18 protein-coding genes are annotated in these 14,334 nt (G+C 65.6%); 9 read left to right on the forward strand and 9 right to left on the reverse strand.

Features of this window, described 5'->3' with window-relative positions:
* Window positions 1–205: 205 nt before the first annotated feature.
* A complete protein-coding gene (gene ccmA, locus BMZ97_RS29825) occupies window positions 206–802 on the forward strand; it encodes a heme ABC exporter ATP-binding protein CcmA (RefSeq protein ID WP_092178380.1) in 597 nt (198 codons plus the stop codon).
* Window positions 799–1,467 (forward strand): heme exporter protein CcmB, encoded by a 669-nt coding sequence (gene ccmB / locus BMZ97_RS29830; protein ID WP_092178344.1) that lies wholly within the window; start codon window positions 799–801, stop codon window positions 1,465–1,467. The genes ccmA and ccmB overlap by 4 nt, the downstream gene beginning before the upstream one ends.
* Here ccmB and BMZ97_RS29835 read toward each other — a convergent pair.
* Window positions 1,464–1,712, reverse strand: a complete 249-nt coding sequence (locus tag BMZ97_RS29835) for a hypothetical protein (RefSeq protein WP_092178346.1) — start codon at window positions 1,710–1,712, stop codon at window positions 1,464–1,466. The genes ccmB and BMZ97_RS29835 overlap by 4 nt on opposite strands.
* A gap of 298 nt (window positions 1,713–2,010) precedes the next feature.
* Between BMZ97_RS29835 and BMZ97_RS29840 the strand changes: the two genes are divergently transcribed.
* The 4 genes from BMZ97_RS29840 to BMZ97_RS29855 all read left to right on the forward strand — a co-directional run bounded on the left by BMZ97_RS29840 (window position 2,011) and on the right by BMZ97_RS29855 (window position 3,911).
* Window positions 2,011–2,253, forward strand: coding sequence for a hypothetical protein (locus BMZ97_RS29840; RefSeq protein ID WP_092178348.1), 243 nt, complete (start codon window positions 2,011–2,013; stop codon window positions 2,251–2,253).
* Between the two features lie 118 nt (window positions 2,254–2,371).
* Window positions 2,372–3,133 (forward strand): heme ABC transporter permease, encoded by a 762-nt coding sequence (locus tag BMZ97_RS29845; protein WP_092178350.1) that lies wholly within the window; start codon window positions 2,372–2,374, stop codon window positions 3,131–3,133.
* Window positions 3,134–3,141: 8 nt separating this feature from the next.
* On the forward strand, window positions 3,142–3,315 hold the full coding sequence (gene ccmD, locus BMZ97_RS29850) for a heme exporter protein CcmD (protein WP_092178352.1): 174 nt from the start codon (window positions 3,142–3,144) through the stop codon (window positions 3,313–3,315).
* A complete protein-coding gene (locus tag BMZ97_RS29855; RefSeq protein WP_092178354.1) occupies window positions 3,312–3,911 on the forward strand; it encodes a DsbE family thiol:disulfide interchange protein in 600 nt (199 codons plus the stop codon). The genes ccmD and BMZ97_RS29855 overlap by 4 nt, the downstream gene beginning before the upstream one ends.
* Window positions 3,912–4,064: 153 nt before the next feature.
* Here the strand turns inward: BMZ97_RS29855 and purQ are convergent, their stop codons facing one another.
* The 5 genes from purQ to purC form a co-directional block, all read right to left on the reverse strand.
* Window positions 4,065–4,760, reverse strand: coding sequence for a phosphoribosylformylglycinamidine synthase subunit PurQ (gene purQ / locus BMZ97_RS29860; protein ID WP_092178356.1), 696 nt, complete (start codon window positions 4,758–4,760; stop codon window positions 4,065–4,067).
* Complete coding sequence (locus BMZ97_RS29865) at window positions 4,757–5,290, reverse strand: GNAT family N-acetyltransferase (RefSeq protein ID WP_175525796.1); 534 nt, start codon at window positions 5,288–5,290, stop codon at window positions 4,757–4,759. The genes purQ and BMZ97_RS29865 overlap by 4 nt, the downstream gene beginning before the upstream one ends.
* A gap of 91 nt (window positions 5,291–5,381) precedes the next feature.
* A complete protein-coding gene (gene purS / locus BMZ97_RS29870) occupies window positions 5,382–5,624 on the reverse strand; it encodes a phosphoribosylformylglycinamidine synthase subunit PurS (protein WP_092178360.1) in 243 nt (80 codons plus the stop codon).
* Between the two features lie 205 nt (window positions 5,625–5,829).
* On the reverse strand, window positions 5,830–6,435 hold the full coding sequence (locus BMZ97_RS29875; protein ID WP_139221390.1) for a putative periplasmic lipoprotein: 606 nt from the start codon (window positions 6,433–6,435) through the stop codon (window positions 5,830–5,832).
* A 17-nt stretch (window positions 6,436–6,452) separates the two neighbouring features.
* On the reverse strand, window positions 6,453–7,247 hold the full coding sequence (gene purC, locus BMZ97_RS29880) for a phosphoribosylaminoimidazolesuccinocarboxamide synthase (RefSeq protein ID WP_069689009.1): 795 nt from the start codon (window positions 7,245–7,247) through the stop codon (window positions 6,453–6,455).
* A gap of 359 nt (window positions 7,248–7,606) precedes the next feature.
* Between purC and BMZ97_RS29885 the strand changes: the two genes are divergently transcribed.
* A complete protein-coding gene (locus tag BMZ97_RS29885; RefSeq protein WP_092178364.1) occupies window positions 7,607–7,930 on the forward strand; it encodes a DUF1476 domain-containing protein in 324 nt (107 codons plus the stop codon).
* Window positions 7,931–8,065: 135 nt separating this feature from the next.
* Complete coding sequence (locus BMZ97_RS29890) at window positions 8,066–8,845, forward strand: HpcH/HpaI aldolase family protein (RefSeq protein WP_092178366.1); 780 nt, start codon at window positions 8,066–8,068, stop codon at window positions 8,843–8,845.
* Between the two features lie 9 nt (window positions 8,846–8,854).
* On the opposite strand, the gene BMZ97_RS29895 is transcribed toward BMZ97_RS29890, so the two are convergent.
* Complete coding sequence (locus BMZ97_RS29895) at window positions 8,855–9,496, reverse strand: DNA-3-methyladenine glycosylase family protein (RefSeq protein ID WP_175525797.1); 642 nt, start codon at window positions 9,494–9,496, stop codon at window positions 8,855–8,857.
* 214 nt (window positions 9,497–9,710) lie between these two features.
* Here BMZ97_RS29895 and gluQRS point away from each other — a divergent pair, with 214 nt between their 5' ends.
* Entirely contained in the window at window positions 9,711–10,592 is an 882-nt protein-coding gene (gene gluQRS, locus BMZ97_RS29900; RefSeq protein ID WP_092178368.1) for a tRNA glutamyl-Q(34) synthetase GluQRS, read from the forward strand.
* A 21-nt stretch (window positions 10,593–10,613) separates the two neighbouring features.
* Here gluQRS and BMZ97_RS29905 read toward each other — a convergent pair whose 3' ends face one another.
* Window positions 10,614–11,531, reverse strand: a complete 918-nt coding sequence (locus tag BMZ97_RS29905) for an AEC family transporter (RefSeq protein WP_092178370.1) — start codon at window positions 11,529–11,531, stop codon at window positions 10,614–10,616.
* A 111-nt stretch (window positions 11,532–11,642) separates the two neighbouring features.
* Window positions 11,643–13,679 (reverse strand): M23 family metallopeptidase, encoded by a 2,037-nt coding sequence (locus tag BMZ97_RS29910; RefSeq protein ID WP_092178372.1) that lies wholly within the window; start codon window positions 13,677–13,679, stop codon window positions 11,643–11,645.
* Window positions 13,680–14,334: the final 655 nt, after the last annotated feature.

Here is a 14,334-nt window from a genome sequence, read left to right on the forward strand (position 1 = left end):
CGGCTTTGCCGGATCGAAGGCCTAATGCGCATGACGCGCGCGCCGCCTCGGGAGTGCCCGAGCCCCGCGCCGGATCGGCGTGCGGCGTAGCCACGCGTTCTATAGAGCAATTCCAAGAAGCCCGCTACATGTACCGTATGAGCTCGGGGATGACTTTGACGCTTGGGAAGACGCTTTAGCCTTGCCGCGATTTTTATTCCCCGAGCTGGTCTTGAACGCCGAGGATCTCGCTTGCCGGCGCGGCGGGCGCTTGATTTTCGAGGGCTTGAGCTTCCGGCTCGGTAACAGTGAGGCAATCGCGCTGACCGGGCGCAATGGCGCCGGCAAATCGAGCCTGATCGCGATGCTGTGCGGCCGGCTGCGGCCCGATGGCGGCAATATGCGAATCGAGGGGGCCGAGGACGCGCCGCTGGCCGAGCTCAGCCATCTTGTCGGTCACCGCGACGGGCTGAAGGTCACGCTGACGGCGCAGGAGAACCTCGTCTTCGCACAAGCCCTGCTCGGCGAAGCCGGTGCGTCGCCGCAGGATGCGCTCTCGGCTGTCGGCCTGCCCCATGTCGCCAATCTGCCGGTGGGTTATCTTTCCGCCGGGCAGCGTCGCCGCGTCGCCCTGGCGCGGCTTCTGGTGTCGCGGCGGCCGTTCTGGCTGCTCGACGAGCCGATGGCGGCGCTGGACACTGCCGCGCAAGCGATGCTGGCCGGGCTGATGCGCGATCATCTCGCGCAGGGCGGCGCGATCCTGGCGGCAACACATGGGCCTTTGGGCCTCGAAACCGCGCGCGAATTGAGGATCGGGCCGTGAGCCGCGCCTTCCTCGCCATTCTGAAGCGCGACCTCTTGCTCGCCTCGCGCGCCGGCGGGGGCGGGGAACTGGCCCTCGTCTTCTTCCTGACGCTGGTCGTGCTGGTGCCGTTCGCGCTCGGGCCCGATCTCAATCTGCTGTCGCGAATCGGTCCGGCCATCCTCTGGCTGGGCGCGTTGCTTTCGACGCTGATCGGGCTCGACCGCCTGTTCCAGAGCGATGAGGAGGATGGTTCGCTCGATCTGATCCGCGCCTCGGCGCTCCCTCTCGAACTCGGCGTTCTGGCCAAGGGGCTGGCGCATTGGCTGACGACCGGCCTGCCATTGGCGCTGGCGGCGCCGCTGCTCGGGCTCCTGGTCGCGCTTCCGGCCGAGGCGATGCTGCCGATTGCTGCGACGTTGCTTGTCGGAACCCCGGCGCTGAGCTTCATTGGCGCGGCGGCGGCCGCATTGACGGCCGGCCTGCGGCGCGGCGGTCTGATCCTGCCCGTGCTGGTCGCGCCCCTGACGATTCCGGTGCTGATCTTCGGCGTCTCCGCTGCCAACAGCGCGCTGGGCGGTACGGTGCCGTTTTTGACGCCGTTCCTGATCCTGTGTGCGCTTTCGCTGGGATCGATCGTGATCGGTACGGTCGCAGCAGGCGTGGCGCTGCGCCAGGCGGATTAGGACAAGGCCGGCGGCGGCTCGACAGGGCGCGCCGCGCGATCACCAAATTCCAAGGCGCAGCCGCATTGCGCCGCGGCCCGCGCCACCATGTTCGCAATGTCTTCGAGCGCGACATTCTGATCTTCGTGCTTGCGGCGGATGCTCTCGGCTGCCGCGAAAACATCCAGAACCAGCGACTGGCTGAGGCTGAGCCTGACGGTTTCCTGGATGTCGTCTTGGATGCTGGTGGATAGCTGGATCAGCATGGCTGGCCCTCCTGTTTGTGGTCGAGCATAGGGCTGGCGTCGATCCGACGCAACATGGAAATGATAAAATCATTATATATTTCAATTAGTTAGTAACATGCGCCAACGGCGGCATGAAAGCCTTTGACGGTGACGACGGCAATGGCTGCAACGCGACCACCGGCCCTTCCCGAGCAAGAGCCGGCCCATTGGCTGTCGGTGTCGGAGACTGAACTACCGCTTTTTTAGCAGCTTGTTGATTTGCCTAATAATGCCATTATAAATCCACTTACTCATTTAGCTCATGGAGAGAAGGGCGATGGCTGAGCTGGAACGTGCCGACAGGCTTCAGATCATGCTGAACCAGGACGAACTGCGCGCAGTCGAAGACTTTCGCTTCGAGAAGCGAATGCCGAGCCGCGCCGCCGCGGTTCGCGAATTGCTGCGGCGCGGGCTGGAGTCGGAGGGCTTCGGCCTCGCTCCGGAAGGCGTCCGATCGCGCGACTTTGGCGTCGTCAGCGGCAACGGATCCGAGGCATCGTCCCGGCCAGACGAGGACTGACCCGGCCGCCACGACGCGATTTGCCGCGCGCGTCGTGGATTGTTGAGACGCGCCGCCGTTGCTAGATCAGGTTCGAGTTCCGGCGTCCGCCGGATGAGGACAAGCCGATCGCGATGACATGGCCAGCCTGATCGATTTCGCGAATCCGACGCGCTTCATGCGTCTGTCGGGCACGCTGTTGCCGTGGATGATCGGCGCGGCCACGCTGCTGCTCGCGCTCGGCTTCTATCTCGCCTGGTTCGTCGCTCCGGCCGACTACCAGCAGGGCGAGACCATCCGGATCATGTTCGTGCATGTCCCGGCCGCCTGGCTCGCGCTGATGTTCTACACGATGATGGCGATCTCCGGCCTCGGCACACTGGTCTGGCGGCATCCCCTGGCGGATGTCGCACAGAAGACGGCGGCGCCGATCGGAGCGTGCTTCGCATTGATCTGCCTGCTAACCGGCGCCTTCTGGGGCAAGCCGATGTGGGGCACCTATTGGGTGTGGGACGCACGGCTGACCTCGGTGCTCGTGCTCTTCCTGATCTATCTCGGCATTATCGCGCTCTGGCGCGCGCTCGACGATTCCGCCCGGGCCGGGCGGGCAGTGGCGATCCTGACGCTGGTCGGCTTCGTCAATGTGCCGATCATCAAATTCTCGGTCGACTGGTGGAACACGCTGCATCAGCCGGCTTCGGTGTTTCGTGCGGGCGGGCCGACGATCCACCCCTCCATGCTGTGGCCGCTGCTGATCCTGGCGCTGGGTTTTTCCTTGCTGGGCCTGAGCCTGCATCTGGTGGCGATGCGGGCCGAGATCATGCGCCGGCGGGTGCGTACGCTGACGATCTTGGAGGCCGAGCGGCTCGACCGGCTGGCGGCGCAGGCGGTGCCGGCATGAGCGCGCTCATGAGCAGTCTTGGGCCCCATGCCGGTTTCATCCTCGCCTCCTACGGCGCGGTCGTCCTGATCCTCGGCGGTCTGATCGCGGCGATTCTCTTCGACCACAGGGCGCAGAAGCGCGCGCTCGCGGCGCTGGAGCAGCGCGGCGCAGGCCGCCATTCGGACAGGACGCCGTCATGAGCGAGAGCGAGATCGAGGTTCAACCCCGCCGCCGCTCGCCGCTGGTTTTCCTGATTCCTCTAATCCTGTTTGGCGCGCTGGCGCTGATCTTCGCGGTCGGCTTGTTCTCGGGCGACGCCAGCAAGGTGCCCTCGGCCCTGATCGGAAAGCCTGCCCCAGTGATCACGCTGTCGCAGCTCGACGGGCTGCAGCGGGACGGGCAGCCCGTGCCGGCTTTCGCGATGGCGGATTTGGCGAAGGGACGCGCCACCCTCGTCAATGTCTTCGCCAGCTGGTGTGCGCCCTGCCGGGTCGAGCATCCCTTCCTGGTGGCCATGGCCGAATCGCCTGCGGTGAAGGCCGGCAAGGTCGCGCTGGTGGGCATGAACTACAAGGACGAGGCGGAGAACGCCCGGCGTTTCCTCGGCGCGCTCGGCAATCCCTATTCGGCTGTTGGCGTCGACCGGAGCGGGCGCGCGGCGATCGAATGGGGCGTCTATGGCGTGCCCGAGACCTTCCTGATCGGCCCGGACGGGCGGATCCTGGAAAAGCATGTCGGGCCGCTCGATGCGCAAACCGCCGGGCGCCTGCTGACACGGGCGGCGGCTGGGAAGTGACGTCATGCTCGGGCTTGCGTCCCGAGCTTCTCTCGCAAGAGAGCTTCCTTCTGGTGGAGATTCCCGGGTCTGCGCGGAGTTCATCCCTGGGCCGATCGAAGATCGGAGCCGAGGGCTTCGCCCGGGAATGACGATCTTACGTGGCGCGCTGGCCTACGCGGCGCGCTTGCCGCTCATCAGGCTTGCGAACATGCCGCGCCCGTCGATGCCGCCGGTCAGCGAATCGATCAGGTTCTCGGGGTGCGGCATCAGGCCGAGCACATTGAGCTTGGGCGAATAGATACCGGCGATGTTGTTCTGCGAGCCGTTCGGGTTGGCGGCGGCGGTGATCCGGCCCTGCGCATCGGCATAGCGGAAGGCGACGAGACCTTCACCTTCGAGACGCGCCAGGGTCTCGGTGTCGGCAATGTAGTTGCCCTCGCCATGGGCGATGCAGACATCGATGACCTGACCCTTGGCATAGGCGTTGGTGTAGGGCGTGTCCGTGCGCTCCACGGTCAGATGCTGACGCTTGCAGACGAATTTGAGGTCGGCGTTGCGCATCAGGATGCCCGGCAGGAGCCCGGCCTCGCAGACGATCTGGAAGCCGTTGCAGATTCCCAGTACATAGCCGCCGCGCTCGGCATGGGCGCGGGTCGCTTCCATGATGTTGGCGCGCCCGGCGATGGCACCCGTCCGCAGATAGTCGCCATAGGAGAAGCCGCCGGGCAGCACCACGAGATCGGTGCCTTCAGGCAATTCCGTGTCGGCGTGCCAGACATGGGCGACGGTTGCGCCGGCTTGCGTCAGCGCCTTGGCGACGTCGCCTTCGCGATTGGAGCCTGGAAAGGTGATGACGGCGGCTTTCACGGGGTCTCACTCCTCGGCTTGCGGTCGCGATAGCGCGCAGCATCGATCGACATGATCGTCATGACGGCAGGCGCGCCATTGCGTTGCACCTCGCTCAGCCCGTCCTCTCTCATGCCGAGCTTGGTGTAAAGAGCCATGCCGCGCGCATTATGCGGCCAGACACGCAACCAGGCCTTTGCGGCGCCCAATTCGTCGAAGATCAGCGCGAGCGCATGGTCGAGCAGCGCGCGGCCATGGCCACGGCCCTGGCTCAGGGCCGCGATCCGACGCACCAATACGGCGCTGGCGGCGGGCGCGATCTCCTGCAGGATTACGAAGCCTATGACGGCGCCGCCGGAATCGAGTGCGACGATATAGCGATGGCTCGGCTCGGCCAATGCCGCGAGATGCTCCTCGCGGCTCCAGCGCCCGACGGTGTCGTCGTAGCCGGGCTGGCGTTCGCAAGCCATGATCGCATCGACGTCGTCATGGGTCGCGGGGCGGAGCGCGATGGTTGCGGTCGCTGCCGGTTGGGGCGCGATTCCCGTCATGATGTGATCGATTTCAGGAGTTGAGAGCATTGCTCACGCGAAAAACCGGTACCCTCATTTCGCGCAATGCTCGGACTCGCGAGGCTGCCGGTCAGGCGCCGATCTCGACGCGGTAGTTCTCGATCACGGTGTTGGCGAGCAATTTCTCGCAAGCCGTCTTCAGCGCTGCTTCGGCAGCAACGGCATCATGGCCGGCGAGCTCGATGTCGAAGACCTTGCCCTGGCGGACGGAATCGACGCCGGCGATGCCGAGCGATTTCAGCGCGCCCTCGATCGCCTTGCCCTGCGGATCGAGCACGCCGGTCTTGAGGGTGACGGTGACGCGGGCTTTCATGAGGTTCTCCGGACGTTTGTTGCGCGTGGCCTAGAGCCGGATGATTTCAGATGGAATCACGAAGCGTCCCATTTGAAATCTGAATCCGTCTCTTATCAAAGAGTTAGAGCAGGATCGACGCAAAAAACCGGTTCCCACTTTTTCGCATCCTGCTCTAGCGGCGAATCGATGCCGGCTCAACCTCTCCCACGCGGTTTCACGTGAATCAGCGGTCGCGCCAGGCCGCGCGCGCCTGGTTGCGGGCGGCGTCGGGATCCGGGCTCACGCCCAGCGCCAGCTTCAGGCGAGAACCGTCGCGGCCCGACAGAATCGCGGTGACGGCGCGCTTGCCGCTTGCGTCGCGCGCACGGATCTCGACGAGCAAGCCCTGAGCGCCATCCTCGCTGAAGCGGGAGACGGTCGTCGTGCTCTTCGGGGCGGTCGGCTTTGCCGTCTTTGCCGTCTTGCTCGCTGCCTTGCTCGCCGGTTTGGCGAAATCGCGCGCGAGCCGGGCCGGGTCCGTCGCCAGCGTCTTCTCCATGGCGTCGGCCTCGCGACCTTCCAGCGTGATCAGCGCGGCGAAGCCCTGTTCGGTGCAGGTCGCGCGCGGGCAAAATGACATCGCCTTCGCCGAGAGCCCATCATTCAGGACCCAGGATTCGATCGGCAAGGGTTGCCAGCCGCGCTCGGCCGGGAGTTCGGTGATGCCGAAGCCGTAATGGTTGCTGCAGCCCGCGAGCAGCAGCACGCCCGTCAGCGCCAGGGCGACATGAAAACGGGAGCGCGAAGGCTCCCGTTTTAGTCCTGTGATCTGTTCGCGACGAAGGCTCACGGCACCAGGCGCGGCAATTACTGCACCAGCCGGGGGCCCGCCGGTCCGACCTTCTCGTTCTCGCCCAGAATGCCCAGGCGGCGAGCGACTTCGGTATAGGCCTCGATCAGCCCGCCCATGTCGCGGCGGAAACGGTCCTTGTCCATCTTGTCCTTCGACTTGATGTCCCAGAGCCGGCAGGAATCAGGGCTGATCTCGTCGGCGACGACGATGCGCATCATCTCGCCTTCCCAGAGCCGGCCGCACTCCATCTTGAAGTCGACGAGGCGGATGCCGGCGCCGAGGAACAGGCCGGACAGGAAGTCGTTGACGCGGATGGCCAGCGCCATGATGTCGTCGATCTCCTGGGGCGTCGCCCAGCCGAAGGCAGTGATGTGCTCTTCGGAGACCATCGGGTCGTTGAGCGCGTCGTTCTTGTAATAGAACTCGATGATCGAGCGCGGCAGCTGCGTGCCTTCCTCCAGCCCGAGACGGGTGGAGAGCGAGCCGGCAGCGACGTTGCGCACCACGACTTCGAGCGGAATGATCTCGACCTCGCGGATGAGCTGCTCGCGCATGTTCAACCGGCGGATGAAATGCGTGGGCACGCCGATATCGTTGAGATTGGAGAAGATGTGCTCCGAAATCCGATTGTTCAGCACACCTTTGCCGTCGATCACTTCATGCTTTTTGGCATTGAAGGCGGTCGCGTCGTCCTTGAAATGCTGGATCAGCGTACCGGGCTCGGGTCCTTCATAGAGGACCTTCGCCTTGCCTTCGTAGATGCGACGGCGGCGATTCATTGGGATGTACCGTGGCTTGAGGAAATCCATAGGTCGGCCTTTCTCTGGTCGCGGTCGCCCGCGGCGGGATCGGGGCCCCTGATCAGCCGGTCCTGCGCGATCTGCGCTGATTCCGATTCTTAGGCGGGATCAGCCTAGACCGCATGGCCGGCCGGCTCAATGCGAAGGCGGCCGCCAAGGCTGTCTTCGCGCCCGCTATATGGGACTTCTGCACTGCAAACGCAACAAATCCGCTCTGGAAGCCTTGACGCAGGGATAATGGACCTGCTCGCGCCTCGGGCGCGGGAGCATTCCGCTCTGGCTCTGGGCGGCCCGCCGTCCTATATGGCTCAGAACCAAGCCTTCCCGAGCCCTTTTCCAGCGCGCGCCCCGCGAGAGGACTTAAAAAGATGACGACATTCGATCAGCGGAAGGACGCCTTCGAGAACAAATTCGCTCATGACGAGGAGCTGCGCTTCAAGGCGACGGCGCGGCGCAACAAACTGCTCGGCCTCTGGGCCGCCGAGAAGCTGGGCAAAAGCGGCGCGGAGGCGGACGTTTATGCGAAGGCCGTCGTGGTGGCCGATTTCGAGGAGGCCGGCGACGAGGACGTCGTGCGCAAGGTCAAGGCCGATTTCGCGGCCGGGGCGGTGACGGTCGGCGATGCCGAGATTCGCCAGATCATGGCGGAGCTCCTGGTCAAGGCGGCTGAAGAGATCCAGGCCGGCCGCTGAGCGTGCTGCCCGGCAAACGCAGGACGCATGTGAGACGGGCGCATGGGCGCCCGTTTGCTTTTGAGCGTCGCCCCGGTCCAATTTGAGCGACCCGCCATCCCCCAAGAGCGGGCCCCAGAACCGGATGAACGCCCCATGTCGAAGCCCACCGTGCTCTCCTCGCTCGCCGACCGTCTCGCTAAGGGCGACAAGATCCTCTCGGCCTGGTCGAGCATTCCCGAGCCGAGCGTCAGTGGCATTCTGGCTCAGGAGGCATTCGACGCCGTCACGCTCGACATGCAGCACGGGCCGATCACGCTGGGCGAGGTCATCCGTGCGATTCCACTGATCAACGCGGCGGGCAAGCCGGCGCTGGCGCGTATTCCGGTCGGCGAGTTCCAGAACGTCTCGAAGCTGCTCGATGCCGGCGTTTCCGGCGTGATCGCGCCGATGATCAACACGATGGAGGATGCGCGCCGTTTCGCCGCCTATTCCAAATACCCGCCAATGGGCGAGCGCAGCTGGGGCAGCTACGGCGCGCTCGGCACCTCCGGGCTCGATGCGAACAGCTATTTCAAGGCGGCAAACGGCTTCTCGCTTTCCTTCGCGATGATCGAGACGCGCGAGGCGATCGCCATCCTCGACGACATCCTGGCGCTTCCCGGCATCGATGCCGTTTTCGTAGGCCCTTCCGATCTTTCGATCGCGCTGTCGGGTGGCGCGCTGGTCGATGCAACGATTCCCGAGGTCGATGAAGCGATCCGCCACATCGTTGCGCGCGCATCCGCCGTCAACAAGCCGGTGGCGATCTATGCCCAGTCGGCGGAACGGGCGAAGGATTTCTTCGCGCTCGGCGCCAGGATGGTGACGCTGATGAGCGATACCGGGCTGATGCGCGCCGGCGCCCAGGCGGCGATCAAGACGATCAGGGGCTGATCCGAGCGCTCAAGCGTTGATGCCTTCGCGCTTCTTCAAGGCGGCGTAATAGGCCCAGAGCAAGCGCGCGGCGACGCCGCGCCATGGCCGCCAGGCTTCGGCCAGTGCCGCGAGCTCGGCGGCTTTCGGACGGGCGGGCAGGCCGAAGGCCTGCCGGGCCGCCTCCTGGATCGCGAGGTCGCCAGCGGCGAAGCCGTCGCGATGGCCGAGGCAGAACAAGAGGTAGATGTCCGCCGTCCAGGGGCCGATCCCGGAGACGGCGGTCATATGCTCATGCACGGCCTCGGGTGTGGCGGCCTCCAGCGCCTCGAAGCGCAAGCTACCCTCGACGAGCGCGGCGGCGACCGCGCGCAAGGTGCGCTGCTTAGGTCGCGAGAGCCCCGACAATCGCATGTCCTCGTCGCTGGCCGCCAGGATGCGCTCCGGCGTCAGGGGCGTGAGCACGCTCTCGACACGGGCCCAGACGGCGCGGGCGCTCGCCACCGATAATTGCTGGGAGACGATGATGGCCGCCAGCCCCGCGAAACCGCCGGGGCGGCGGCGCAGCGGCGGCAGACCGACCTTGTCGATGATCCCAGCCCAATGTGGCTGCAGCGCGCGCAGCGCGGCCATGCCTTCCTCGAGATCGGCGTCGCAGGTGATCAGGTTCATGACGGGCTGATGGAACGGCATGGGTGAGACGGGGATTGTCAGCAGCGCGGCGTTGCGGCCTCGGCGGGCTGTCCGCGAGACCATAGAGCGTTTTCGAGCGAAGTGGATATCGGTTCGCGTGAAGAAAACGCGTTAAAATAGAGGTCTTGAGCGATTTTCGGTCCAATTGGATCGGAAATTGCTCTAGAATCGGAAAGTGCTCTAGACAGGGCGGATGGCAGCGTCCTCCCTCGATCTCGCGGAGCCGGTCTTCCGCTTCGCGCCGAGCCCGAACGGGCGGCTGCATCTCGGCCATGCGCTGTCGGTGCTGACGAATGAGCGGCTGGCGCACAAGCTGGGCGGCCGGCTGCTGCTGCGGATCGAGGATATCGACCTCACCCGCTGCAAGCCGGAATTCGAGGCGGGGATCAGGGAGGATCTTGCTTGGCTCGGTCTGCGCTTCGACGGCGCGGTCCGGCGGCAATCCGAGCATTTCGAGAGCTATGCGGAGGCGGTGAGGGGGCTGCAGGCGCGAGGGCTGGTCTATCCCTGTTTCTGCTCACGCCAGGACATCAAACGCGCGGTCGGCCTGCGCCAAGCTTGGCCGGTCGATCCCGACGGCGCGCCGCTCTATCCTGGAACCTGTCGCGCATGCGATCCGGCCGAGGCTGCAGCGCGCACCGGTGCCGGCGAACCGCATGTGCTGCGATTGGCAATGAACCGGGCGATCGAAACCGTGGGCGAGGCCGCCGGCTATGTGGTTTTCGACGAGGCAGGGCACGAACGGCTCGTCACTGCGCAGCCGGCCCGCTGGGGCGATGTCGTGCTGGCACGCAAGGAGGTGCCGACGAGCTATCACCTCTCGGTCGTGCTCGACGATGCGCTGCAAGGCGTGACCCATGTCGTGCGCGGGCGCGATCTCGAAGCTGCGACCGATATCCATGTCGTGCTGCAGCGGCTGCTCGGCCTGCCGACGCCGCGCTATCATTTCCATCCGCTGCTGAGCGATGAGACCGGGCAGAAGCTGGCGAAGAGCCGGCTCTCGGAAAGCCTCGCGGATCTCCGGGCGCGCGGCGTTACGGCCGGCGAGATCAGGGCGCAGCTAGGTTTCAGCTGAGCGGCCGCCCGGGTTGCGTCGTCAGCTCACCCCGAGCCAGGTCAGCCAGGCCGTGGTGGTGAAGAGCGAGAGCATGGTCGAGAGCGCGATCGCGCTCGAAGCGTCGGCGACGCCCTGCTTGTAGCGCTCGGCGAAGAGATAGGCGTTGATGCCACAGGGGCAGGCGGCGAAGAGCACGGCGACGCCCGACCAATGCGCCGGCATCTGGAAGACCATGGTCGCCAACGCGTAGACGATCAGCGGATGCAGCCCGAGCTTGAGCCCGCTCAGGATGGCGGGCAGAGCGAGGCCCGATGTCAGGCCATAACGCCGCATGGCGATGCCGAGGCTGACGAGCGCGCAGGGCACGGCGGCGCCGGCCAGAAGGTCGACGATCGTCCAGAGCGGCTCCGGAATCAGGCCGATGATCGGGCGCGCCGCCGAGCCGAGCAGGATGCCGATGATGATCGGGTGAGTGAACAGCCGCCTGATCATCATCGTGATCGAGGCCGCGCGGCCTTCGGCGAGCAAGGTGGCGATCGTCATCGTGACCGGCAGATGGACCGCCAGCAGCAGACCGAGCGGCACGGCGCCAGCGTCGCCATAGGCCTTCAGGATCATCGGCACGCCAACGAAGACGGTGTTGGATTGTGCGGCGGCGAAGCCCGAGACGACCAGCTCGGGACCCTTGCGGGCGAAAATGCGGCTCGCAATCAGCATGGCGAGCGCCCAGACGATAGCGAGGCCGGTGAAATAGGCGATCCAGTAGCCCCAGGGCTGAGTGGCCGGAATATCCGCCTTGGCGAGCGTGCGGAAGAGCAGGCAGGGCAGGGCCAGGACGAAGACGAAGTCGGAGAGGCCCTCGCCGGTGGTCTCCCGCACGATCTTGGCCCAGCGCGCGAGATAGCCGAGGCTGATCAGGCCAAAAACGGGCAGGACGACGATGAGGGCGGCGAGCATCGGCCAAATTCGCGGGGCAGGAGCGGAACAGGCTTTCCCGGTGTGCCCTCGCTGGCGCTAAGTCAAGCGCCGGATGCGACGCGGTGCCGCTCCAACGGCGCCGTTATGCGCTCAGCGCAATTGTGCGAGCGTGCCGCCGGCCTTCGCGATCAGGCCCTGGATCTCGTCGCGCTGGCGCTTGAACTCTGCCAGCGCGCCGCCCTGGAGTTCGCGGCCGCGCGGCACGCGGATCTTCATCGGGTTCACGAAATTATCGTTGACCTTGACCTCATAATGCAGATGCGGGCCGGTCGAGAGGCCGGTCGAGCCGAGATAGCCGATAATCTGGCCCTGCCTGACCCTTGCTCCGGGCACGATGCCGTTGGCGAAGTTGGACTGGTGCGAATAGGTCGTGACATAGCCATTGGCGTGCTGGATCTCGGTGTGCTTGCCATAGCCCGAGGACCAGCCGGCGCTGATGATCGTGCCGTTGCCCGCCGCCAGGATCGGCGTGCCGATGCGGTTGGCCCAGTCCACGCCGGTATGCATCTTCGAATAGCGCATGATCGGGTGGTAACGCATGCCGAAGCCCGAGCGCATCTCGCCTTCGGCGATCGGCTTGCGCAGCAGGAATTTCTTCAGCGAGCGGCCGTCCTCGTCGAAATACTCGATCAGCCCGTCCTCGGGCGCCTGGTAGCGGAAGACGCGTCGCGTCTCGCCGTTGATGGTCAAGGCCGCCGACAGGATCTCGGCGCGCTCGCCTTCCTCCTCCTCGGTAAAGATGACCTCGAGATTATCGCCGCCGCGTACGCGTTGCTGGAAATCGACGTCATAGGAGAAGATGCGGACGAGCTCGTCGACGAGCGGGCGCGGCATCTCATGGCGCAGACCGGTCTCGTAGAGGCTGTCATAGAGCTTGGCGCCGGTGCTGCCGCCGCTATCGTCATCCTCATCCTCATCCTGCGCGTCGCCGGTTTTTCGCTGTGGGCGCTGCGGGCCGACCAGGTCCTGGCGGGGCAAGGTCACGGAGACGAAGGCGCCGGCGTCGTTGATCGCGACCGTGCCGTCGGGTTGGCCCGCGGTCAGGAAGGAAACGCGCACGATCTGGCGCGTATCGCCGGGGCGCGGGCCGGGCGCGAAGAGAACCTGCAGGACCTGGCCGTCGGGGAGGGCCGAGATGCGGACCTTGCCGCCAAAGGCCTGCATCATGCCGCGGATCTGGTCCTGGTTCGCGCCGGCAGTACGCATGGTCTGCTCGAAATTCTCGCCGCGCTTGGCGATCACCAGCTTCTCCTCGACCAGCGGCTCGCGCGAGGCGGGGATCGGGGTCTTGGGCGCGTTGGTGACGTTCTCGGGAACGACGCGGACCTCGATGCCGGAAAAGCGCGTATCGCTCGGCGCATAGGCCAGGAGATCGCCGGCGGTCGGGGCCGTGCCGGTGAGCGTGCGGCTCAGCATCAATTGCGGCGGGATCGGCAGGCTGCGCTGCCGCCCGGCCGCTGCGACGTTGGCGCGTTCTTCCTCCATCTGGGTGATGACCTCGGCGTCGCCGAGCTGGGCTTTGCCGTCGGGGACCTGGATATCGGTCAGGTCGCGTTTCACGATGGTCACGTCGGCGTCGGGGAGATCCTGCACCGGCTCGGCGTAGCGCTCGCTGGGCTGGCCGCCCTCGGCGAAGAGCCGCAACGGATTGAAGGGCGGAATATTGGTCGCATAGACGCCGGTCGTCATCGACAGGTTGGATGCGAGCCGGATGAAGGGCCGGACGCGGATGACCTCACGATCCCCGAGCTTCTGCGACATCGGCGCGCGCACGGCCTGGCGTGCGGCGATCACGGGCTGCTCGGCTACGAGCTTGTCGGCCTTGCGAGCCCCGCCGCCGGCGCCGGCGCCCGAGGAGGCGCGCGCCGTCACAGTCTCGGGCTGCTCGGGAAAGCTGGTGTCGCCACGCATCGCGATCAGGATGGCGGCGCCGAGCAGGGCCGCGCCGCAGGAGCCGACGAGCATGCAGGCGAAGAGCCAGCGCACCGAGATGCCGCGCCGGTCCTGCAATTGATGCGCGGAGCCGTCGGGCCGGATCGGCGGCTCGATCCCGAGATCGATCAGCAGCGCCGCGGCCTCGGGGGCGAGCGGTTCTGCTGGGGCGTTGAACTCGGGATGGGCGTTCATCGTCTGGCGTCTTGATCCGTCTTTATCTGCACCTGCAAGCCTGGCCAGCGGACAAACCTGCCGCCGAGCGCGGGAGCTTCGCTCGCTCAGGCTGGGAGACCATGCCCGCGCGGCGGCGCGGAATCAATCGCGCAGCGAGCGGGAGGCGCTCTCATGGCCTTGGAATGCGGCTGTTTACGGGCGCCTTGCGAGTGGCCCTCGCACGAGCGCTCGCGTACGCGCGCGGACAAATAAGTCCTGCCCACAGCGAAGGCGGCGGCCGCCCAAAAAAATGGCCCGCTGTCTAAAAAGTTTCACGATCTGTGTTGACAGGATTGGGAGGTGGGGCCTATACAGCGGCCATCGAGACGGCAACGCCGCTGGCGCCGCCGCCTCCCGCGCTTCATTGAGACCTTTGGGCTTTGTAGCCGAGCAATCGGTACGCAGCCCTGTCTTTTGAGTAGTGCCGCTGTTTGAAAACTGAAGACAGAAAGAGAAACGTGGACGGCGGAGTTCTTGCGGACTTAGCTTAGGCTAAGTCGAACGAGACTTCGGTGTGCTGCGTTTTACAAGAGCCATCGCTGATGATTTGGGTGAAAGCCTGGGTCGTCAAGCAATGACTCCGTCAATACGCAGCGATTGCCGGAACAAACTCAGTATACAATCTGAGAGTTTG

Origin of the sequence: Allobosea sp. OK403 (assembly GCF_900113835.1) — a bacterium.
Classification (GTDB): Bacteria; Pseudomonadota; Alphaproteobacteria; order Rhizobiales; family Beijerinckiaceae; genus Allobosea.

Coding starts and splice junctions, on each gene's coding strand:
- BMZ97_RS29835 (WP_092178346.1), bottom strand. CDS start 1,712: ATGCTGATCCAGCTATCCACCAGCATCCAAGACGACATCCAGGAAACC.
- BMZ97_RS29840 (WP_092178348.1), top strand. CDS start 2,011: ATGGCTGAGCTGGAACGTGCCGACAGGCTTCAGATCATGCTGAACCAG.
- BMZ97_RS29845 (WP_092178350.1), top strand. CDS start 2,372: ATGGCCAGCCTGATCGATTTCGCGAATCCGACGCGCTTCATGCGTCTG.
- ccmD (WP_092178352.1), top strand. CDS start 3,142: ATGAGCAGTCTTGGGCCCCATGCCGGTTTCATCCTCGCCTCCTACGGC.
- BMZ97_RS29855 (WP_092178354.1), top strand. CDS start 3,312: ATGAGCGAGAGCGAGATCGAGGTTCAACCCCGCCGCCGCTCGCCGCTG.
- BMZ97_RS29865 (WP_175525796.1), bottom strand. CDS start 5,290: ATGACGGGAATCGCGCCCCAACCGGCAGCGACCGCAACCATCGCGCTC.
- purS (WP_092178360.1), bottom strand. CDS start 5,624: ATGAAAGCCCGCGTCACCGTCACCCTCAAGACCGGCGTGCTCGATCCG.
- purC (WP_069689009.1), bottom strand. CDS start 7,247: ATGGATTTCCTCAAGCCACGGTACATCCCAATGAATCGCCGCCGTCGC.
- BMZ97_RS29885 (WP_092178364.1), top strand. CDS start 7,607: ATGACGACATTCGATCAGCGGAAGGACGCCTTCGAGAACAAATTCGCT.
- BMZ97_RS29890 (WP_092178366.1), top strand. CDS start 8,066: ATGTCGAAGCCCACCGTGCTCTCCTCGCTCGCCGACCGTCTCGCTAAG.
- BMZ97_RS29895 (WP_175525797.1), bottom strand. CDS start 9,496: ATGAACCTGATCACCTGCGACGCCGATCTCGAGGAAGGCATGGCCGCG.
- gluQRS (WP_092178368.1), top strand. CDS start 9,711: ATGGCAGCGTCCTCCCTCGATCTCGCGGAGCCGGTCTTCCGCTTCGCG.
- BMZ97_RS29905 (WP_092178370.1), bottom strand. CDS start 11,531: ATGCTCGCCGCCCTCATCGTCGTCCTGCCCGTTTTTGGCCTGATCAGC.
- BMZ97_RS29910 (WP_092178372.1), bottom strand. CDS start 13,679: ATGAACGCCCATCCCGAGTTCAACGCCCCAGCAGAACCGCTCGCCCCC.